The following is a 21,289-nucleotide window of genomic DNA, read 5'->3' as shown; positions in this document are numbered from 1 at the left end:
GCTAGCCGCCATCGGGCTATGGCATAAAGATGGGTAATACCCTGTACAACGTGGGGACGGCATGCCGTCACATCAAGGCGGGCAGTCTCTGTTACCGGCTAACTGAGCCAATAACAGACTCAGCCATGCAAAAAACGCCGTTGATGATCGGCATGGGGCAGCAAGCACGCGTCATTGCGCCCGAACCAGGCATAGCGATTTTGCGCCACATGGGCGTAGCAGGCATCACGCAATCGCCTTGGCATCACCCGCAACCATGCCAGATAGCGCCATGGGCCAGGCAATAGGGCGAAAATGCGCAGCACCGCATCCGAGCGCAGCAGCGGCTGACCATTCTCGATCAACACCAGGCTGTCGAATTGCCCAGTAGGCAAACCCGCCCAGTTCAAGAGTGCCTGCCCTTCAACCGATTGCACGGCTGCCAAACGAAGGCGTTGGGCCGTGTCGTGACGAATCAAAAACTTCACCCAGCCGTTGCACAGCGAGCACACCCCATCAAACAGCACCACGCGCTCGTTTGGCAGAATAAAAGGTGGCGCAGTGTGCGGTGACATGGGCGATACCCTCTCAGGTCGGTGGAATGCGGTAATGCCCGGTGATGCTATAGGCAAAGAGGATGTCTTCCTCCTGTGTACCGCGACCGATGTTGTGCAACACCAGCGGCGTACCCGAAACAGCGCGCTGGTCGCTGATAATGCCGATATGCACCAATCCGCCGCCCAGATTCCAAGTGACGATGTCGCCAGGTTTAAAAGCGTTGCTCGTTACAGCAGATGTTAGCGCCCAGCCTTGACGGGTGAACCAGGTCTTGAGATTTGGCGCGCGGCGGTGATCGATGTTGCGATCAGGTCGGCTCAGCCCCCAGTTTTTCGGATACAGGTGAAAGCCTGCGCGCATGTCTTCATGCACCGCTTGTTGCAGATCCAGCCCCTGCTGGCGCAAGGCGCGGATCACCACATCTGTACACACCCCCGTATGAAGCGGCACGTCGCCGTTGGGATAACTCAACTGGCGATAGGCAGGGTCGTAACCCAAGGTGACGCCCACCTGCGCCCGAGCAGCGGCAACCAAGGCGTCGGTTTGCACAGCCCAAGCGTGGGCGCTGAATACCACACTCAAGGCGAACAACAGTAGTGAGCGCATACGGCCTCCTTTGTTAAGCCGCCGTCACCTACTGACTGGGTACAGCAGCTCTTCTTTATAACCAGCCCAGACGCGCACCGCATCGGGGAAAGCATCGTCCAGTGCGCTATCGCCACTGTCCACCAGTAACGGCCGACCTTCCAAAGTGGCAAGCTTGCGCTTGGTGGCAACAACGCGCAGGTTTTCCAGGCCAATGGCTCGCAATACCCGTGGGCTGATCTGCTGATTGCCGCGCCCGATGATGTGGCCTTGCCCGCCAATCGCCGTGACCAGCAGGCGTGCAGCATGGCCGTCTACCCATTCAAACAGCTCAGCCTCGCTGACATCACTGGCCAACAGTTGCCCGTTTTCGATCACATCCACACCCAGCAACGTGGTTTGCAAGCCAAGGTTCTGCGCCAGGCCATGCAAGGTCGAGCCGGGGCCGAACACATAGCGAACATTGGCTTCCCAACTGTCGTTCAGCCAATCGGCCAGATCGCTCAGTACCAACTCTTCCGACTCAACGCCACCTTGCTTGACCTGCTGCACGTAGCCGCCCTCTTGCGGCACTGTCAGCTCGCCATACCAGCGGGCCGTTACGCGTCCTTCGCGCAGAGCGTTCTCGTCAATGTCGCGCACCTCACCGCTGCTCAGACGCACCAGACCGCCCTCAACCAGCCGTGCCGTCAGTTCACCTGCCGCACGCGGGCTGATGGCATAAACGCCGGACTGGATTTTGACCCCAGCTGGAATACCCAACACCGGCTGGCCTTCACGCACAGCAGCGCAGATATCACGTGCAGTGCCATCGCCGCCAGCAAACAGAATCAGGGCTACGCCAGCCTCTTGCAGTAACTCAACGGCTTTTTGCGTATCACGGGCGCTGCTTGGCCCAGCCGCCGACTCACCAACCACTTGATGCGCAAAACCCATCTCAGCCAGCAAGTCGGCACCCATCGCACCGGGGCAGGTAACGAATTGCAAACGCTCGCGCAGCGGCAGCAATAGCTCTAGCGCGGTTTGCGTGCGCAGCGCCGACTTGGCTTCAACCCCAAGCGCCAGCGCCTGTTCGGCCATGCCATCGCTGCCCTTAAAACCGGCCGGACCGCCCAACCCGGCCAGCGGATTGATGATCAAGCCAATATGAAAACGCCCCATAACACCCTCTTATAGACAGTCCATTCAGGCCTGAAACAGCGCCTGCACTAGCAATCGTGCGCTGTGTCTGACGGCGCTTTTATGCCGCCTTAATTGTCATAGTGCCTTCATCTAACCTACCTAGAATCGCGCTAATTCATAAGGAGGTCAGCCATGCACAGCCAACAACAGAATTTGCAAAAACCACAGTCGATGCCCATTGGTGGTTTTGTAATTGACGCTCAAGGACGCGAAATCCCAATCACCGAAGACATGATCCAGCAAGCCTGTAACGCGCTGGAAAAGGCTCAGGCCAAAGCCGCTCAGCCTGAGTAAGCATGCCGTTCTAGGATGGATGACGTTTTTTTATCCACCATTAAGACTGCAGGTGGTGGATGGATAAAGCGCCATCCACCTCCCCCCTAAGCTTCGCACCCAGCGCCTGCACCAGGCTTACCAAGCCGGGTGCATCACCTTTAACGCCGACCACCAAACCATCGATTTCCCGGCGCATCGGGTAGTGTTTGCGCAGCCCGTCAAAGGCTGCGCGTCGTGTCGCGGCATCACCCTGCAGGCTACGGCGAAAATCCGCATCATCACGGCGTGGGTCATACACCGCGCGGCAGATAGTGGCCAACGCCCAAGCGGGGTCAGCACTGCCATCGATAGTCAGATCACTCAGCCAGGGCGCAGGCATCAGTTGTGCCAGTTCGACGTTGGGCGCAACGCCCAGGTGTTGGCAAAGCGCCTGATAAATCTGCGCCGTGCCGCGCAACTTGCCGTCCAGGCTGTAGCCAGCAATATGCGGCGTGGCGATGCGGCACAGGGCCGCCAATTCAACATCCGCCTGCGGTTCGCCCTCCCACACATCAAGGACTACCTGCAAATCCAGACGGGTCGGCAACAGTGCGCGTAAGGCCTGGTTATCCACCACGGCTCCACGGCTGGCGTTGATCAGCCAACTGCCGGGTTTAAGCGTGGCCAGGCGCTGTGCATCAAACAGATGATGCGTCGGGTATTCGCCCAAGCGTTCCAGTGGCGTGTGCAGGCTGATCACATCGCATTCATCGAGCACCTGTTGCAGGCTGACAAAATCGCCACCCTCGCTCGCCTCACGCAGCGGATCGCAAACCCGCACTTGCCAGCCCAATGCACGCAGCACCTTGACTAAGCGGCTGCCCACTTGGCCAGCACCGATCACACCATAGGTGCGCGTCGCGAGGTCGACACCCTGCTGTTCAGCCAGCACCAGCAGACTACCCAGCACGTAATCCACCACGCCACGGGCATTGCAGCCCGGCGCACTGGCCCAGCTAATGCCCATTTGCTGAAAATAATCGAGATCCAGATGATCGGTGCCGATGGTGCAGGTGCCGACAAACTTCACTGCCGAACCTTCCAGCAACGCACGGTCAACCCGCGTGACCGAACGCACCAGCAACAGGTCGGCATTAGCCACAGCCGCCGCGTCAATGCTGCGGCCAGGCAAACGCTGAATCTCGCCAAAACCGGCAAAAAACTCATCAAGCAGGGGAATGTTTTCGTCAGCAACTATCTGCATGGGGGGCTCCACAAATCAGGCCGGCATTCTAACCCGCCTGTGCCGCTTGGCTATGCTCACGGCGCGCTACGCTGAGAGGAAGAAAACATCACGCAACACGGTTTCCTGACTAAGCCGTCAAAGCGTAGACTGCGCGGTTTCCCGATACATTGCTGGATACCTGTCATGCCCGCCCCAATTCGCTTGCAACGCTTCAGCACCGAGTGTTGCAGCCTGCTGAAGCTCGCAACGCCGATCATCATTGCCCAACTGGCTAACACGGCCATGGGCTTTGTCGACACCGTGATGGCTGGGCGCGTCAGCCCGCAAGATCTGGCGGCGGTGGCGCTTGGCAACTCAATCTGGGTGCCGGTGTTTCTGCTGATGACCGGCATTCTGCTGGCCACCACACCCAAGGTCGCCCAGCGTTTTGGCGCAGGTCTGCACAACGAAATCGGCCCATTGGTGCGACAAGCGCTGTGGTTGGCATTGGCCGTGGGCATTGCAGCCGCCGTGTTGCTGTGGAATGCGCAAGTGGTGCTGCGCGTCATGAATGTTGACCCGGCGCTGATCGATCCCGCCATGGGCTATCTGCGCGCCGTGGCCTGCGGCTTTCCTGCGGTAGCGCTGTACCACGTGCTGCGCTGTTTCAGCGATGGCTTGGGGCATACCCGTCCAAGCATGGTCATTGGCCTGATTGGTTTAGCACTGAACATCCCGCTCAATTACATCTTTATCTACGGCAAGCTCGGTTTACCTGCCATGGGCGGCGTGGGCTGCGGTTGGGCCACCGGACTGGTGATGGGCTTTATGTTCCTGAGCATGCTGTGGTGGGTGAAATGGGCACCGTTTTATCAGCCGAGCAAGATTTTTAGCCACTTTGAGTGGCCACAGTGGCCCGTACTCAAACGATTGCTCTCGGTGGGTACACCGATTGGCATTGCTGTGTTTGCCGAATCCAGCATTTTTGCCGTGATCGCCCTGCTGATCGGTGGCTTAGGTGCCACGGTGGTGGCCGGGCACCAGATCGCGCTTAACTTCAGCTCCATGGTGTTTATGATCCCCTATTCGCTGGGCATGGCAGCCACTGTAAGGGTTGGTCAGGCGTTGGGCCGAGGCGAACCCCGTGAAGCGCGCTTTGCGGCGGGCGTGAGCATGGGTGTGGCGCTGGCCTATGCGTGCCTGTCAGCCAGCCTGATGCTGCTGTTGCGCGAGCAAATTGCGCAAATCTACACCCCGGATCGCGCAGTGATAGCGGTCGCCACGACGTTGATCGTGTATTCAGCGCTGTTCCAATTTTCTGATGCCATTCAGGTCACCGCTGCCGGAGCGCTACGCGGCTACCAAGACACGCGGATGACCATGATCCTCACGCTGTTCGCCTACTGGGGCATCGGCTTACCGGTTGGCTATGCACTCGGGCTGACCGACTGGCTGGGTGAGCCCAGCGGCCCGAGCGGCCTATGGCAGGGCTTGGTTGTGGGCCTGACGTGCGCTGCCGTTATGCTCGCCATTCGTCTGTCTGGCAGTGCGCGCAAACGCATCCGAGCCAGCAAGAGGGCCGCATGAAACGTCACCTGCTGTTGCTAATCGCTGCACTGAGCCTGAGTGCCTGTAAACCGGCCGATCCAGGCATGGCCCTGCAGAACGATTATTTACAGCGCTTGAGCAATGCCCTGGATGTGCCAGCAGCTGAACCGTTCAACCCGGATAACCTGACCCGTTTCCGGCTGCCCGAACGCCGTGAACGGTTGATTGAAGTGCCCGAATTGCGTATCAGCCTGCTGGAACTGCTGATGGACGTGCGCCACTGCCCGCCGCTGCAACAACTCATCAGCCAGCGCAATAGCAGCCTGGGTAAACAACTCACCGCCAGCAGCCGACTGGCGTATGAAGGCGACCTGCTGCGTGCAACAGATGCCTGCATGGCCTACCTGCGCACTCAGAAGCAAGCAGAGCTACACGAGACGTTACTGCAAGTGGCCACAGACAAACGCAAGCAGTTGCCCGGCGTGTTCTGGAATGCCTTGAATGGCAGCGCGGAGTTTGAACGCTACCTGCGTTTTGCCCCACACAGCCTGCCGCCCAACCCGCCGGAGGACAACGCCGCGCTGGATGCCCTGGAACAACTGGCCCGCTTGGGCGCAACTTTGCCCGACCACCTGCCGCCCAGCGCCGAGCAACTCGACCCGCTGTTTTTTTCCCTGCACGCCAGCGACCAGGGCGGCCAACTGATCAACAGCCTGGCCACCCTCACCCACACGCTAAATCAAGGCAGTCAGTTGCTGCACAGCCGCCAACAGCAACGCCCACTCTGCCCAACTGGCCAGGCGAGCGAGCGCGGGCGCATCGCCCAGAACATTTTCGTTAAGTATTACGCCGGTAGCCTGCAACCCTATTTAGCCGCCTTGGATCAACGCGCGCAGCGCTGGAGTAACAGCCTGCAAACCCTCGCGCAAGTGGCGACTCTCACACCGGCCACGCAGGGCTATCTGCACACACTGGCGGGTGAAGAGGATTCGCTGTGGGCGGATTTCCGCGCCGCTACCGCGCTCCATGTGCGGCGCTGGCAAGCGCTGCTGAACAGCTGCGGCCTGGCACCGGGTCAATCCGGGTGGACGGGCCAACCGGCCAATGCCGACCAATAAGGCTCGGACAACCATTGCTGACCGGCAAGCAGATGTGCCAGGTAATCGGCACTGGGTAATAACCCCTCCTGGCGAAACGCCGGGTTAGCGATATAGACCCACGCTGGCTGAACCCCTTGCGCCGTGACAATCGACAAGCACTCGCGGCTGAAATAGACCGGCGTGCCCTCAAAGTAATCCAGCTTGCTGATCTCCCGCTCATCGTGCAGGCGATAAAACACGCCCTCCACCTGGCCGGCAGCACAATGGCCGATATTGGCGTAAGCACGCCCCGCTGCCCGGTCAGTGGCGCGCTTGTTAAAGCACAGGCGATAACCCGGCAGATAGCCGGACATTGCCTCCAGCACCCTGAGGCCACGCGCCTGCATGCGCGCCGGATTCATGTTCGAGCCGTAGGCAAAATAGCCAATCATTGTTCGGCTTTCTTGCGGATCAGGTACAGGTAGCGGCTGCCGTCCACGGCTTGCTCGACCAGCTCATGGCCAAGAAACACGCAGAATTTAGGGATATCGCGGCGGGTCGAGGGGTCTGTGGCGATCACTTTGAGTAAACCGCCAGCCGGTAAATCGCGCACCTTACCGTGCAGCATCATCACCGGCTCGGGGCAATTAAGCCCGCTGGTATCGAGGGTGTCATCGGGCGTGGCGTTGCTTTGCAAAGACATCAAAAAGGCTCCGGTTGCTCCGCGCTATTGTCGCGCAGGCGCACAGGTTTGGTCATCCGGCGTGTTAATCGCTTGCCCGCTTACTGGGCAGCGGGTAGATCAATACAAATCCCAGCCAGCAGTAAACATGCAGACTGGGCGATACACAGTGCATCGAATTACTTAGACAAACGACGCAGGTGACAGGTGACTTCTTCACGGTCGTGATAGAGCTGCTTGCAGGCGATTGACACCTTGATCTTACGCGCAGCAAAAGCGTCCTCCAGCCGTTGCAGCAAGCGTCGCACTTCGGCGTAACGCTGCTTCATCGGCAGCTTGAGGTTGACCACGGCTTCGCGGCAATGGCCTTCGCCAATCCAGGTTTCCACCATGGCTGCGGTGCGCGCCGGTTTCTCGACGATATCGCAGACCATCCAATCCACCGGGTGCTTGGGCGTCCAGGTAAAGCCATCCACCATCAGGTGTTGCACGAGGCCGGTGTCCATCAGGCTTTCGGCCATTGGCCCGTTGTCGATGGCCGTGACCAGCATGCCGCGCTTGACCAACTGGTATGTCCAACCGCCTGGCGCAGCGCCCAGATCAACGCCGGTCATGTCGTCAGACAAGCGCTCATCCCATTGCTCACGGGGAATAAAGGTGTGCCAAGCCTCTTCCAGCTTGAGCGTGGAGCGGCTGGGCGCTTCGCGGGGGAACTTCAGCCGTGGAATGCCCATGGGCCACATCGCCGAGTTATTCGTTTCGGCCATGCCAACGAACACCTCACGGCCGCTTTTAAAGGTCAGCAGCAAGCGTGGTTTGTGCGCGTCTTCGACCAACTTGCCGGCCTTGGTCAGCGCATTGCGCAGGGGCGCTTCGAACTTCTTGCAAAAATTCGACAGCTCTTTGCCGTCGTTGGTGTCCAGCACTTCCAGCCATAGGCTGCCAAACACCGGAGCCTCGGCCAGGTGAGCGAGCAGCACACTGATGCGATCCAGCTCCGGCAAGTTGATAAACACTCCGCGCGCCCATTGCCGCGGGAAGATCAGCTGATTGAAGCGCACGCCGCGCATCAGGCGCTCAGCACCATCATCCTCGGTGCAGATAAATTCCGCGCAGGCGGTACTCGGTTTAGCCTTGGCATAACCGGCAACGTCCAGACGCGCTGCGTGTTCGGCCACTTCGGCGCACACTTCATTTTCAAAACCCGGACGGCAGTGCAACAACAGCGTATTCATCAGCGACTCTCCTCAAGGCGCGCATCATAGCCGACTGATCACCCTCAGGTTTGACCTCGTCGCGCTATACACAAAGCCTTCGGGTTAGACTGCGCGCCCTGAGTGGCCCACAGAGGCCTACCGACTGCCTAAAGCCCTGCTATTGGCCTGAGCTTAAATTGTATCTCTATCGGTTAGTCGCGCCCTACCGACTAAACTTCTGCCCAGAGCGGCCGACGTACCGATGACCTTTAAAGGAATAAAACTCGCCATGCGTAACAATCAACCTGTCACCCAGCGTGAGCGGACGTTCCCCGCGCAGCAGCGGCTGATCTCGACCACCGACCTCAAAGGGCAGATCACCTACTGCAACGAGGCCTTCATTGAGATCAGCGGCTTTAGCCGCGATGAGCTGATTCGCGCGCCGCACAACCTGGTGCGTCATCCGGATGTACCGCCAGCCGTGTTCCAACATATGTGGGACACCCTGAAAAGCGGCAAGCCGTGGATGGGGATCGTCAAAAACCGTTGTAAAAGTGGCGACCACTACTGGGTTAATGCCTACGCCACACCCGTATTTGAGAACAACCAGGTTGTCGGCTACGAATCGGTGCGGGTCAAACCGACCGCCGAGCAAGTGCGCCGCGCCGAAGCCCTGTACCAGCGTATCAATACCGGCAAATCGGCCGTTCCAACCACTGATCGCTGGCTGCCCATGCTGCAAGACTGGCTGCCGTTTATCCTGATCAGCCAGATCGGCTTTTTAATCGGTATCTGGCTGGATTCCAGCTGGGGCTTTGCATTGGCGGCGGCTTTGTCGGTGCCACTCGGGCTGGCAGGGCTTAACTGGCAGCAACGGGGCATCAAACGTTTGCTGCGCCTGGCTGATCGCACCACGTCTGACCCGCTGATTGCGCAGATGTACACCGACAGCCGTGGCGATCAGGCCCGCCTGGAGATGGCCATTCTGAGCCAGGAAGCCCGCCTGAAAACCTGCCTGACGCGCTTGCAAGACACCGCCGAGCAGCTTAATCAGCAAGCCAAACGCGCCGATGACTTGGCGCACAGCAGCTCTGCCGGGCTTGAGCGTCAACGCAGTGAGACGGATCAAGTGGCCGCAGCCATCAACCAAATGGCCGCCTCCACCCTCGAAGTGGCCAGCAACGTGGCACGCACCGCTATTGCGACTCAGGATGCCAACCGCCTGACCAGTGCTGGCCGCGCGATCGCCAACGAAACCCGTGAGGCCATTCAGCGTCTGTCGCAGTCGGTCGGTGACACCGGCGAGACCGTGACCCGCCTGGCCCAAGACAGCAACCAAATCGGCGGCGTGGTGGACGTGATCAAAGGCATTGCCGACCAAACCAACCTGCTCGCCCTCAATGCGGCCATTGAGGCGGCACGCGCCGGTGAAATGGGCCGGGGTTTTGCGGTGGTAGCGGATGAAGTGCGCTCGTTGGCACAGCGCACGGCCGAGTCAACCGGGCAAATCCACCAGTTGATCGACAAACTGCAGCGCACCGCGCAAGAAGCCGTGATGAACATGGACATTGGCCGCAAACAGGCGGAAGAAGGCGTTGAGCGCGTGCAACAAGCAGACGCCGCCTTGGAGGGCATCAGTGATGCGGTGGCCAACATCACCGACATGGCCAACCAGATTGCGTCCGCTGCGGAAGAACAGAGCGCAGTGGCCGATGAAGTTAATCGCAGCATCAACACCATCGCGCAACTCGCCGACAAAACCGCCGGCGAAGCCCATGAAACCGCTTTGGTCAGTGAAGCCTTGATGGCAACCGCGCAAGGGCAATATGCCCTGGTTGAGCGCTTTAACCGCTAAAGCTGTAGGTTGGGTTGAGGAGCGCAGCGACGAAGCCCAACGTAGCGTTGCGTTCTAACGTTGGCTTCGCTGCGCTCAACCCAACCTACACCCGGCAATGCGCGCCCTACTGCTACAAATTCTCGTAACGGTTCATATCCAGCACGCCAGCCTCAACCGGCTCGGTTTGCTGGATATACGCCGCCATGTCATGGAAATACCTCCAGAACTCAGGGTGCGTGCGGCGGATACCCCAGCGCTCGACCACCCGCTCAAATGCAGGCTGATTGCGCGCCAGCTCCAGCGCCGCAACAAACGCGGCCACCTGCTCAACCGGCACATTGAAGATAAAGTTCGGGTAGCTGCTCAGCACGCCCGGATACAGCGTCAGGGTATCCAGCGCCGGTTGGTGGCGCAGTTGCTCACCGAGCATAAACGCCACATTGCTGTGCGCGCGGTTGCGTAGCAGGCTGTAAACCTCGCGCTGGCCATTGGCTAACTCAACGCGCAGCAGGGTCGCCTCTGGCAACTGGTTAATCACCTTAAGCGCGCCCGCAGGCTTGGCCACCAGGCGGCTGAGCGATTGCTCGGCGCGCTGCAAGGCGGGGGCGATGTTCTGCCGGTGGCAATAGGCACCGTTGCAGCGGTTGATCGGGTCTGGCCGGGCATTGAGGCTGCCGTAACGCGCCAGCAAGGTGTGCGCAAACTGCTTTTTGGGATCGTTACCTGGCAACTGCAAAGCGCTGGCTGTTTGTGTATCGATGGCCTGGTAATCGAGCCAGAGCTTGAGTTTGCCGCTGTTCTGGTACCAGTCATCAAGGTATGCCTTGCGCGATTCGGCGGGCATCAAGCGCAGGAAGTTAACTTCCGCACCGTTGCGAATCAGGTCGAAGTACAGACGGGTTTGCGCCTGGTGAGAGACGTTGCCGAACACATCAAAATTCACCACCAACTGGTAATAGGTGCGCTCCAGCAGCGGATAGTCCATCCACCAGAGGGTTTGCGGCACTTCACCTATCAAGCCTTTACGCACCGACGCGCTGTCGTGCTGACGGAAGATCGACAGCAAGGCGTTGTCGTTACCGGCCCAGATGTGCGACCAACTGGGTGCGGGGGCCTCGGCGTAGCGCTGCGTGCGCAGGGCTTCATAGGCATTGCGCTTATCGCGGTAGGTGCGCCACAAACCCGGCAAGTCAATCAAGGTGTCCAACTGCCCAGGCATGGCCAACAGCGGCGTGGCTTCTTCGCGGTACTGCGCATCGGTGATGTACAGGTCATGGCTCGGGTCCTGAAACACCGCCCAGAAGTTGTCGCGAATCACATCGGTGGCGATTTGCCCCCGACACACCGGCCCCCGGATAAAGGTGCGGACAAAATATTCGGCGTTATCCAGCATGAATTGATAACGCGCCTGTGCCGGAATCGCCGCAAAGGTCTCAAATGGATTGGCCCGGCGTTGCAGGCCATAACCGGGTAACGCCTCAACCTGCCAATCGCTGGCGAAGAACAGCGCTTTGACCCGTTCCAGTTTGGCCGCACTCAGCCCATAGGTGATGTGAGTTTTGTGCACGATCACGCCCTGTACGGGGATCAGGCGGTAGTAAAACTGCGTGCCGGGGTCATCGTTGGGCCGCCGCGTGGCGATGATGTCCACCGCCTGACCACTGGGTGTGCGCGAACGCACCATCTGGAAGAAATGCCCGGCTTCGCCGCCGCTGAAATGCAAGTGCGCCAAAAACAGGTGCTCATACAACCAACGCGCCACCAAGGCCTCGCGCGCGCCTGGGGCATTGAGAAAAGCCTCCCAGGTGGCGATTTGCTGCGCTTCAGCCGGGCTGGCCTGCAGCAACTGCTGATCCACCGGTGCGCCCTCGGCCAACCAGCGTTGCAGCGTCTGATAGTCGGCATCGCTCAAACCCGTCACGGCGAACGGCATGCCTGCTTGCGGGTGCTTGCGGGCAAACGCGGCGAATTCCCCGGGCAATGGGCATTGATTGTCACGGTTAATGCCGATGTCCAAGTGCGCGGGCAATTTGCTATTGGCCGGCCATGGCTGCTGACGGCCCAGTTCGAGCATGCGCGCCATCAAGGCTGCTTGGCTGCCCTGCTGTTCCAGCACCGAGTTGAAGCCTTTGCGTTGCCAAGCAGCCGGACTATGAGCGTCGATAAACAGGCGCGTGGTGGCCTGCGTTTCAGTGCGGGTGCCGTTGTACACCTTTGCCTGGCTGGCACCGCGCAATACCCCTTCAGCGCTGCCCAGATTGAGCTGGCAGGCCGCGTCGTAGCAGGCATGGCAGGCCACACAGTTCTGGGTAAAGATCGGCTGAATGTCGCGGCTGTAGGAAATGGGCTCAGCCGCCTGCAATGAGCCGATGAACAGTAAACACACGCCAAGCAGAAAGCGGCAGAACATAAGTGAATCTCGAAAATGGCTCAGGTGGCGATTCTAGCCGCCTGAAGCAGACTAATGCTGCTGATCAAACATGAGCGAAATTCATGTGAAAGCTCAGAGCACTGCAAAAGCGTGCAGCTTTGCTATTATCGCCGCCTTTATTTGCGCGCCTTAGGTAGTCCCCATGTCTGATCGTACCGCCCGCCTCCACGCCCTTCAGCAAGCCCTGAAGGAACGCATCCTGATTCTCGACGGCGGCATGGGCACTATGATCCAGAGCTACAAGCTGGAGGAAGAGGACTACCGTGGCGAACGCTTCGCCGATTGGCCACAAGACGTTAAAGGCAACAACGACCTGCTGATCCTCAGCCGCCCGGATGTTATCGGCGCGATCGAGAAGGCTTACCTGGATGCCGGCGCAGACATCCTCGAAACCAACACCTTCAACGCCACCCAGGTGTCCCAGGCCGATTACGGCATGGAAAGCCTGGTGTACGAGCTAAACGTTGAAGGCGCGCGCCTGGCCCGCAGCGTGGCGGATGCCAAAACCCTGGAAACCCCGGATCGCCCGCGCTTCGTTGCCGGCGTGCTTGGCCCAACCAGCCGTACCTGCTCGATCTCCCCGGACGTCAACAACCCCGGCTACCGCAACGTCACCTTCGATGAACTGGTCGAGAACTATGTGGAAGCCACCCGCGGCCTGATCGAAGGCGGCGCGGACATGATTCTGATCGAAACCATCTTCGATACCCTGAACGCCAAGGCCGCAATTTTCGCCGTGCAGCAAGTGTTCGAGGATGACGGTGTCGAATTGCCGATCATGATTTCCGGCACCATCACCGACGCCTCCGGCCGCACCCTGTCCGGGCAAACCACCGAAGCTTTCTGGAACTCGGTGCGCCACGCCAAACCAATCTCCGTGGGCCTGAACTGCGCCCTCGGTGCCAAGGACCTGCGCCCGTACCTGGAAGAGTTGGCGGCCAAGGCCGAAACCTTTGTTTCCGCGCACCCCAACGCTGGCCTGCCGAATGCCTTCGGTGAATACGACGAAACCCCAGCGGAAACAGCAGCGGTCATCGAAGAGTTCGCCCAAAGCGGCTTCCTGAACATCGTCGGCGGCTGCTGCGGCACCACGCCTGCGCATATCAAGGCGATTGCCGAAGCGGTGAGCAAATACCCGCCACGCGTCATCCCGGATATCCCCAAGGCCTGCCGCCTGTCAGGCCTGGAGCCGTTCACCATCGACCGCAACTCGCTGTTTATCAACGTCGGCGAGCGCACCAACATCACCGGTTCGGCCAAATTCGCCCGGCTGATCCGTGAAGACAACTACACCGAAGCCCTGGAAGTCGCCCTGCAGCAGGTGGAAGCCGGCGCGCAGGTGATCGACATCAACATGGACGAAGGCATGTTGGATTCGCAGAAGGCCATGGTCACCTTCTTGAATCTGATTGCCGGCGAGCCGGACATTTCCCGCGTGCCGATCATGATCGACTCCTCCAAGTGGGAGGTGATCGAAGCCGGTCTGAAGTGCATCCAGGGCAAGGGCATCGTCAACTCGATCTCCATGAAGGAAGGCGTTGAGCAGTTCAAGCACCACGCCCGCCTGTGCAAACGCTACGGCGCGGCCGTGGTGGTGATGGCCTTCGACGAAGTCGGTCAGGCCGATACCGCTGCGCGCAAACGTGAAATCTGCCAGCGCAGCTACGACATTCTGGTCAACGAAGTGGGCTTCCCGCCGGAAGACATCATCTTCGACCCGAACATCTTCGCCGTGGCCACCGGCATCGAGGAACACAACAACTACGCCGTCGATTTTATCGAGGCCTGCGCCTTCATCCGCGACCACCTGCCCCATGCCCTGAGCTCGGGCGGTGTGTCCAACGTGTCGTTCTCCTTCCGTGGCAACAACCCGGTGCGTGAAGCCATTCACTCGGTGTTCTTGTACTACGCGATCCAGAACGGCCTGACCATGGGCATCGTCAACGCCGGCCAATTGGAAATCTACGACGAGATTCCCAAAGAGCTGCGCGACGCCGTGGAAGACGTGGTGCTCAACCGCAACGACGGCGCAACCGAAGCGCTGCTGGCGATTGCCGACAAGTACAAGGGCGATGGCAGCGTTAAAGAAGCGGAAACCGAAGAATGGCGCAACCTGAGCGTTGAAGAGCGACTCAAGCACGCGCTGGTTAAAGGCGTGACCACGCACATCGTCGAAGACACCGAAGAATTCCGCCAGCAGTGCGCGCGCCCCATCGAAGTGATCGAAGGCCCGCTGATGGCTGGCATGAACGTGGTCGGCGACCTGTTCGGCGCGGGCAAGATGTTCCTGCCGCAGGTGGTGAAATCCGCCCGCGTGATGAAGCAAGCCGTGGCGCACCTGATCCCCTTTATCGAAGCCGAAAAAGGCGACAAGCCGGAAGCCAAGGGCAAAATTCTCATGGCCACGGTCAAGGGCGACGTGCACGACATCGGCAAAAACATCGTTGGCGTGGTGCTCGGCTGTAACGGTTACGACATCGTCGATCTGGGCGTGATGGTGCCGGCCGAGAGAATCCTGCAGGTGGCCAAGGACGAGAAGTGCGACATCATCGGCCTGTCTGGCCTGATCACCCCATCGCTGGATGAAATGGTGCATGTCGCCCGCGAGATGCAGCGTCAGGGCTTCCACCTGCCGTTGATGATCGGCGGCGCAACCACCTCCAAAGCCCACACAGCGGTGAAGATCGAGCCCAAGTACCAGAACGACGCCGTGGTGTACGTCACCGACGCCTCGCGCGCAGTCGGCGTGGCCACGCAGTTGCTGTCCAAAGAGCTGAAAGCGGACTTCGTTGAGCGCACTCGCCTGGACTACATCGAAGTGCGCGAGCGCACCGCCAACCGCAGCGCCCGCACCGAACGCCTGAGCTACGCCAAATCGGTCGAGAACAAGCCGCAATTCGACTGGGCCGGCTACCAGCCCAGCGTGCCGAGCTTTACCGGTGCCAAGGTGCTGGACAACATCGACCTGGCGACCCTGGCCGAGTTCATCGACTGGACGCCGTTCTTTATCTCCTGGGATTTGGCCGGCAAGTTCCCGCGCATTCTCACCGATGAAGTGGTCGGCGAAGCCGCGACGGCCTTGTACGCCGATGCCCAGGCCATGCTGAAAAAACTGATCGACGAAAAACTCATCAGCGCACGCGCCGTGTTCGGCTTTTGGCCCGCCAACCAAGTGCAAGACGACGACCTGGAAGTCTATGGCAGCGACGGCCAGCCCATCGCCAAGCTGCACCACCTGCGCCAGCAAACCATCAAGCCTGACGGCAAGCCGAACTACTCGCTGGCTGACTTTGTTGCACCGAAAGACAGCGGCGTCACCGACTATGTCGGCGGCTTTATCACCACCGCTGGTATCGGTGCTGAAGAAGTGGCCAAGGCCTATCAGGACGCTGGCGACGACTACAACTCGATCATGGTCAAAGCCCTGGCCGACCGCCTGGCCGAAGCCTGCGCCGAGTGGCTGCACAAAGAAGTACGCACCACCTATTGGGGCTATGAGCCAGACGAGCAGTTGAGCAATGACGAGCTGATCAAGGAAGCCTACAAAGGCATCCGCCCCGCTCCCGGCTACCCAGCCTGCCCGGATCACACCGAGAAAAAGACCCTGTTCACCCTGCTCGACCCGGCGGCCGAGTTCAACAAAGCGGGCGACAGCGGCGTGTTCCTCACCGAGCACTACGCCATGTTCCCGGCTGCGGCCGTGAGCGGCTGGTACTTCGCCCACCCGCAAGCGCAGTACTTTGCGGTCGGCAAAATCGACAAGGATCAGGTGGAAAGCTACACCGCCCGGAAAAAGCAGGACCTCAACGTCAGTGAGCGCTGGTTGGCACCTAACCTCGGCTACGACAACTAACCCACGGCAGCGGAGGGCTTGCAGCTGAGCCCTCCGCTGTTGTGACGAGGCCCTTCTCAGCCAACCACTGCTGGGCAGTGTCCCCGGCGTGCGAGCCCCTCCTTATGCACAGCCTTGAACAACTTCGCAGCGGAGAACTGGCCGGTATTACTCGGCTGGACCTTTGCTGCGACCTGCACGACTTCCCAGAGGAAATTTTCTCTCTGGCCGACAGCCTGGAAGTGCTTAACCTCTCGGGCAACCGCCTCAGCGCACTCCCCGCTGACTTAGCGCGCCTGCACAAACTGCGCATTGTGTTTTGCTCAGACAACCTATTCACCTCAGTGCCCGAGGTATTGGGCCGCTGCACGCAACTCGAAATGATCGCCTTCAAGAGCAACCGCATTCAGCACCTGCCCGCAGCGGCACTGCCGCCCGCGTTGCGCTGGCTGATCCTGACCGACAATCAACTGCAGCAGCTACCGCCTGAGTTAGGTGACTGCACCTACTTACAAAAGCTGATGCTGGCGGGCAACCAGCTGCGCGCGCTACCCGAAAGCCTGGCCAAACTGCAGCGCTTGGAGTTGCTGCGCATTGCGGCTAACCAGCTTGACCACCTGCCGGCATGGCTCACGCATTTACCCTCCTTGTGCTGGCTAGCCTTTGCCGGCAATCCATTCAGTGACGCCAACGAAGCTGCAATTCTCCAGCAACACCCACTGCCAACCATCGCGCGCGACACCCTTGAGCTGGGTGAAATACTCGGCCAGGGTGCCTCTGGGATCATCCGCAGCGCGACCTGGCAGCAGCCCAACCAGCCCGCGCAGGCCATGGCGGTCAAACTGTTCAAAGGTGATGTCACCAGCGACGGCCTTGCCCACAGTGAGATGGCCGCCTGTATAGCAGCCGGTGAACACAGCAACCTGATCAGCGTTGCCGGCCCACTTGAACCGCAGCAGGACGCTGCGCCCGGCCTGCTACTGGCGCGTATTGCACCAACTTTCCAAGCGCTGGCCGGGCCGCCCTCACTCGCCAGCTGTACGCGCGACTGCTACGCCGAGTCGCGTCGTTTCAGCGTGGCAGAAGCCTTACGCATTTTGCGCGACACCGCGGCCGCCGTCGTTCACCTGCATCAACGCGGCATCCTCCACGGCGATTTGTATGCCCATAACCTGCTGGTCAACCCAGCCGGGCACACCCTCCTAGGCGACTTCGGCGCAGCGTCGTTTTTTGACCCAAAGAGCCACAACGGGATCGCCCTGCAACAACTTGAGGCCCGGGCCTTTGCCTGCCTGCTGGAGGAGTTGTTAGTGCGCTGTAACAAAGACGACCAGCCCGCTCAGCAAACCCACTTGTGGCACCTGCATACGCGCTGCAGCCACCCGCAAGCAGCAGAGCGTCCGTTATTTGCCGATATTCAAGCCTGTCTGCAAGATTGCGCGGGTTGGTAATTAAGGCGTTGATATACCGGTGGACAAGCTTCGCGTTGTCCTCCTTACAGATGCCGCGCGTAGGGTGGATGAGGCTTTAACCATTCACCCTTGTGATGGTTGTTCGGGTTACTTGCTTGAGACATAAATCACCGGCATCGCTTACAATGGCCAAGACAATAAAGCATGGAAGATCACTAATGCTCAGGCTTGTTCTCGTATTTCTGGTTACTGCAATTATTCTTAATGCTGGCCACCCAAGTTTTTCTCTTTCGCTTGAATGGAAAACTGCTATTTATTCTTCAACCTTTTTAATAGTCGCATGGGAAATATATGCGCTTTGGTATTTCCATAATGAAGAATTTATCAAACTGAAAAATGGAATTAAAGATCTCACCGCGGACTGCAATGATCTAAATCACCACATCGAAGAATTGAAAAGCACCCAGCTTGATATCAACTCCTACGACTTCGGACTTGGAGATCGCTACGATACCAGTCGATATAAGTTCAAAAGAAACGAATGGGCCAGAACCAAGAGAGACGCCAAAATCCATAACTGCTCGGCATCTGTATGCAAAGCTGCAAATGACCAGCCTTTCAAGTACCTCTGCAAATACTTCGACATAGATGCCAACGAAGAAACACTTTCACATCTTGAGGTAGCACTGAATAACTACCTTGCTGCGTACCAAGGATGGGAACTGCTTGAGCAAGAGAGAAATCGCCTCATGCAGACCCTCACAGACCCGCTGCCTTCCTTGTTTTACATGCTGAACAAGAGTCGTTTAGCAAAAGAGCTCGGGTTTGAACCTGTACGCCTAGTTGATATTAATTTCCAGACTTACAAGTTTCAGTATGTGTCATCGGGCGGCAATAGCTCTTACGAGGTGTCCATTATCCTTGACATGGAAAATCTTGAGAAATTCATTAAGTACCTCGGCGACATGCTACGCTTCAAAAATAGCGCCAAAGGCCAGCGAGGATTGATGACTCCGCAGCTTCGTGAAAAGATAAAAAAGAGAGACAAAAACACCTGCCAGCAGTGCGGAGTATCTGTTACCGAAGAACCAAATTTGCTAATTGAGATTGACCATGTAATTCCAATCTCTAAGGGCGGAACTACAACCGAGGATAACTTACAAGCTTTATGCTGGCGTTGTAATCGTAAGAAAGGTGCGTCCCTTGCACAGGCCGCAATACAGGATTGGAATCAGCCATAGGTATACGCTAATAAACCCAGATAATGCGGAGCTATTAATATATGAGGAATTCAACTGACTCGCCTCAGCCATTGAGCCGCCTCCCCCGATCTGTGTATCACGGGAATACAGCCCACATTTTCAAATGGCAGGTTCAATGACTGCTCTTGGCCGACACCAGCCTATCGCTACCAATAATAAAATCTGCCGAACAATCATCTCCACCGTATCCAAGCCAATCAATTAGCAACACCGGCTCACAAATCACCCAGTAACCACCCACAAAAAAACCGCCAGTATTTGGCGGTTTTTTGTGGGCGTAGACTTTTACTGCTGCAATTCCTGCTCGGTGAACATGTCGCTAAACAGCATGCTCGACAGGTAGCGCTCGCCGGAGTCGGGCAGGATTACCACGATGGTTTTGCCTTGCATGCCCGGCTCATTGGCCAGGCGCAGGGCCACGGCCATGGCGGCGCCGCAGGAGATGCCGCAGAGGATGCCTTCTTCGCGCATCAGGCGCAGGGCAACGGCTTTGGCGTCGTCATCGCTCACCTGTTCAACGCGGTCCACCATGCTCAAATCGAGGTTACTGGGGACAAAGCCTGCGCCAATGCCCTGAATTTTGTGTGGGCTGGGTTTGACCTCTTCACCGGCCAAGGTTTGGCTGATGACCGGCGAGCTGATCGGCTCCACCGCCACGGAAATGATCGCCTTGCCCTGGGTTTGTTTGATGTAACGGGACACGCCGGTAATGGTACCGCCGGTGCCGACGCCTGAGACCAGCACGTCAATCGCGCCATCGGTGTCGTTCCAGATTTCCGGGCCCGTGGTCTTTTCATGGATGGCCGGGTTGGCCGGGTTGTTGAATTGCTGCGGCATAAAGTAGGTGTTGGTATCAGACGCGGCGATTTCTGCGGCTTTATCAATAGCGCCCTTCATGCCCTTGGGCGGCTCGGTCAGCACCAACTCAGCGCCCAGCGCTTTGAGTACCTTGCGGCGTTCCAGGCTCATGGAGGCTGGCATGGTCAGCAGCAGCTTGTAGCCACGCGCCGCCGCAACAAACGCCAGGCCAATGCCGGTGTTGCCGGAGGTGGGTTCAACAATGGTCATGCCGGGTTTGAGTACGCCGCGCTCTTCGGCGTCCCAGATCATGCTTGCGCCGATGCGGCACTTCACCGAATACGCCGGGTTACGCCCTTCGATCTTGGCCAGAATGGTCACCCCAGCCGGCCCCAGGCGGTTGATGCGAACCAGGGGGGTGTTACCGATGGCTTGGGCGTTGTCTGCGAAGATGCGGCTCATGGCGAAGTCCTTGAAGCGATTGAAGGAAAGGTACGCAGCCTAAGTTGACACTCGCCTGCCGTCCAGTTCGATGACAGCGCTGACGTGACTCGCCATTCAGTGACTGAGCAAGGGATTTCGCTGAAAGCCCCATATTTACTGAGCTGTAGCCGTGCAGCACACACCGGGCGCAGGCTCGTGGGCGAAGCCTGTGCCCCATTGAGGATTCTGGTCTAACAGCTTAAAGTGAGAGTGAAGCAAGCGGGAATGCATACAACGCTTTGTCAAAATGGCCGTATCGATGGGTATCACAGCTTTAGTAGTAGGAAACGTGATGTATGACTGAACTATTCTGCTAGCTTAGTGGCTATTTAAACAGGGAAGGTTTAATGGAATTCATAATTGTTGTGCTTGCTCTAATTGGTGCTTATGCAATTTGGAATTTCTTTTTCAAGCCGAATATATTTGACAAGCTAACACTGCTAGCTCTTGGCGTATGGAAGGCGCAATATGCTCAGGCCAGCTTTTTTACAAAAACCGGCATGGCTTCTGCGCTCATAGTCCAAGCTGTATCTGTGTCGGAGAAATTAGGTTCGGGGGTCACTCTCAAAGAATTCAGAGCCATGATGGCTGCGGAGAAGGTCGAGGTTAATCGCTTCGTATGTGAATGGTTTGATTTGATGGAAAGTGAGCTATCTGAGTACTTTCATGATGGCGAAGCGGATCAAATACCTGCCGCTGTGGTATTTGGTATGGCGTTGCTGAATGCCTCGAACCCTATGAGGTTTCGTCAGGTAATGGCAGATCCTGATCTAATGGGGTTGCAGCAGTCAGAAACTAACAGCAGATCCATTTTGTGAAGGTTGGTGCAGCTTACGCAGCCATACGATTTAGGGAAACTCTGAAAAAGACTTCCTGATTTTGGCAAAATACCCGGATTCCACCCGCTGAGTTTTCCGATGAAGCAGATGACCTTCGCCGACGCCG

At 58.3% G+C, this 21,289-nt stretch carries 17 protein-coding genes; 8 read left to right on the top strand and 9 right to left on the bottom strand.

The annotated features are described in order from the left end of the window. Positions 1 to 119: 119 nt before the first annotated feature. The 3 genes from AUK77_RS06410 to AUK77_RS06400 are packed head-to-tail and all read right to left on the bottom strand — an operon-like array spanning position 120 to position 2,283. Complete coding sequence (locus tag AUK77_RS06410; RefSeq protein ID WP_296127335.1) at positions 120 to 554, bottom strand: thiol-disulfide oxidoreductase DCC family protein; 435 nt, start codon at positions 552 to 554, stop codon at positions 120 to 122. Positions 555 to 567: 13 nt separating this feature from the next. Further along, positions 568 to 1,143, bottom strand: a complete 576-nt coding sequence (locus AUK77_RS06405; protein ID WP_296127334.1) for a DUF1287 domain-containing protein — start codon at positions 1,141 to 1,143, stop codon at positions 568 to 570. Positions 1,144 to 1,167: 24 nt separating this feature from the next. Further along, a complete protein-coding gene (locus tag AUK77_RS06400; protein WP_296127333.1) occupies positions 1,168 to 2,283 on the bottom strand; it encodes an ATP-NAD kinase family protein in 1,116 nt (371 codons plus the stop codon). Between the two features lie 153 nt (positions 2,284 to 2,436). Here AUK77_RS06400 and AUK77_RS06395 point away from each other — a divergent pair, with 153 nt between their 5' ends. Further along, positions 2,437 to 2,598, top strand: coding sequence for a PA1571 family protein (locus AUK77_RS06395; RefSeq protein ID WP_296127346.1), 162 nt, complete (start codon positions 2,437 to 2,439; stop codon positions 2,596 to 2,598). Positions 2,599 to 2,638: 40 nt separating this feature from the next. Here AUK77_RS06395 and pdxB read toward each other — a convergent pair whose 3' ends face one another. Then, positions 2,639 to 3,823, bottom strand: a complete 1,185-nt coding sequence (pdxB, locus tag AUK77_RS06390; protein ID WP_296127332.1) for a 4-phosphoerythronate dehydrogenase PdxB — start codon at positions 3,821 to 3,823, stop codon at positions 2,639 to 2,641. A 165-nt stretch (positions 3,824 to 3,988) separates the two neighbouring features. On the opposite strand from pdxB, the gene AUK77_RS06385 reads away from it, so the two are divergent. Further along, positions 3,989 to 5,371: an MATE family efflux transporter gene (locus tag AUK77_RS06385; RefSeq protein WP_296127331.1), complete on the top strand. Its 1,383-nt coding sequence runs from the start codon at positions 3,989 to 3,991 to the stop codon at positions 5,369 to 5,371. Beyond that, positions 5,368 to 6,450: a DUF3080 family protein gene (locus AUK77_RS06380; RefSeq protein ID WP_296127329.1), complete on the top strand. Its 1,083-nt coding sequence runs from the start codon at positions 5,368 to 5,370 to the stop codon at positions 6,448 to 6,450. Before AUK77_RS06385 ends, AUK77_RS06380 begins: the two co-directional genes overlap by 4 nt. Here AUK77_RS06380 and AUK77_RS06375 read toward each other — a convergent pair. From AUK77_RS06375 to rlmM, 3 genes are all read right to left on the bottom strand, one after another. Further along, on the bottom strand, positions 6,408 to 6,863 hold the full coding sequence (locus AUK77_RS06375) for a gamma-glutamylcyclotransferase family protein (RefSeq protein WP_296127327.1): 456 nt from the start codon (positions 6,861 to 6,863) through the stop codon (positions 6,408 to 6,410). The genes AUK77_RS06380 and AUK77_RS06375 overlap by 43 nt on opposite strands. Then, positions 6,860 to 7,114, bottom strand: coding sequence for a sulfurtransferase TusA (tusA, locus tag AUK77_RS06370; RefSeq protein WP_296127325.1), 255 nt, complete (start codon positions 7,112 to 7,114; stop codon positions 6,860 to 6,862). The genes AUK77_RS06375 and tusA overlap by 4 nt, the downstream gene beginning before the upstream one ends. Before the next feature lie 158 nt (positions 7,115 to 7,272). Beyond that, positions 7,273 to 8,328: a 23S rRNA (cytidine(2498)-2'-O)-methyltransferase RlmM gene (rlmM, locus tag AUK77_RS06365; protein WP_296127323.1), complete on the bottom strand. Its 1,056-nt coding sequence runs from the start codon at positions 8,326 to 8,328 to the stop codon at positions 7,273 to 7,275. Positions 8,329 to 8,578: 250 nt separating this feature from the next. On the opposite strand from rlmM, the gene AUK77_RS06360 reads away from it, so the two are divergent. Continuing rightward, positions 8,579 to 10,144 (top strand): PAS domain-containing methyl-accepting chemotaxis protein, encoded by a 1,566-nt coding sequence (locus tag AUK77_RS06360; RefSeq protein ID WP_296127321.1) that lies wholly within the window; start codon positions 8,579 to 8,581, stop codon positions 10,142 to 10,144. Between the two features lie 112 nt (positions 10,145 to 10,256). Here the strand turns inward: AUK77_RS06360 and AUK77_RS06355 are convergent, their stop codons facing one another. Next, positions 10,257 to 12,536 (bottom strand): fatty acid cis/trans isomerase, encoded by a 2,280-nt coding sequence (locus AUK77_RS06355; RefSeq protein WP_296127320.1) that lies wholly within the window; start codon positions 12,534 to 12,536, stop codon positions 10,257 to 10,259. A 163-nt stretch (positions 12,537 to 12,699) separates the two neighbouring features. Between AUK77_RS06355 and metH the strand changes: the two genes are divergently transcribed. The 3 genes from metH to AUK77_RS06340 all read left to right on the top strand — a co-directional run bounded on the left by metH (position 12,700) and on the right by AUK77_RS06340 (position 19,042). After that, a complete protein-coding gene (gene metH / locus AUK77_RS06350) occupies positions 12,700 to 16,410 on the top strand; it encodes a methionine synthase (protein ID WP_296127318.1) in 3,711 nt (1,236 codons plus the stop codon). A gap of 104 nt (positions 16,411 to 16,514) precedes the next feature. After that, positions 16,515 to 17,840 (top strand): leucine-rich repeat-containing protein kinase family protein, encoded by a 1,326-nt coding sequence (locus AUK77_RS06345; RefSeq protein WP_296127316.1) that lies wholly within the window; start codon positions 16,515 to 16,517, stop codon positions 17,838 to 17,840. Positions 17,841 to 18,019: 179 nt separating this feature from the next. After that, positions 18,020 to 19,042 carry an HNH endonuclease signature motif containing protein gene (locus AUK77_RS06340; protein ID WP_296127314.1) on the top strand — a complete coding sequence of 341 codons (1,023 nt, stop codon included), beginning with the start codon at positions 18,020 to 18,022 and terminating at the stop codon, positions 19,040 to 19,042. Between the two features lie 306 nt (positions 19,043 to 19,348). Here the strand turns inward: AUK77_RS06340 and cysK are convergent, their stop codons facing one another. Further along, a complete protein-coding gene (cysK, locus tag AUK77_RS06335; protein WP_296127313.1) occupies positions 19,349 to 20,323 on the bottom strand; it encodes a cysteine synthase A in 975 nt (324 codons plus the stop codon). A 368-nt stretch (positions 20,324 to 20,691) separates the two neighbouring features. Here cysK and AUK77_RS06330 point away from each other — a divergent pair, with 368 nt between their 5' ends. Continuing rightward, complete coding sequence (locus tag AUK77_RS06330; RefSeq protein ID WP_296127311.1) at positions 20,692 to 21,162, top strand: hypothetical protein; 471 nt, start codon at positions 20,692 to 20,694, stop codon at positions 21,160 to 21,162. Positions 21,163 to 21,289: the final 127 nt, after the last annotated feature.

Source organism: Pseudomonas sp. Ga0074129, from assembly GCA_001465025.1.
Lineage (GTDB): Bacteria > Pseudomonadota > Gammaproteobacteria > Pseudomonadales > Pseudomonadaceae > Aquipseudomonas.
This window is presented reverse-complemented; position numbering and strand designations above follow the sequence as displayed.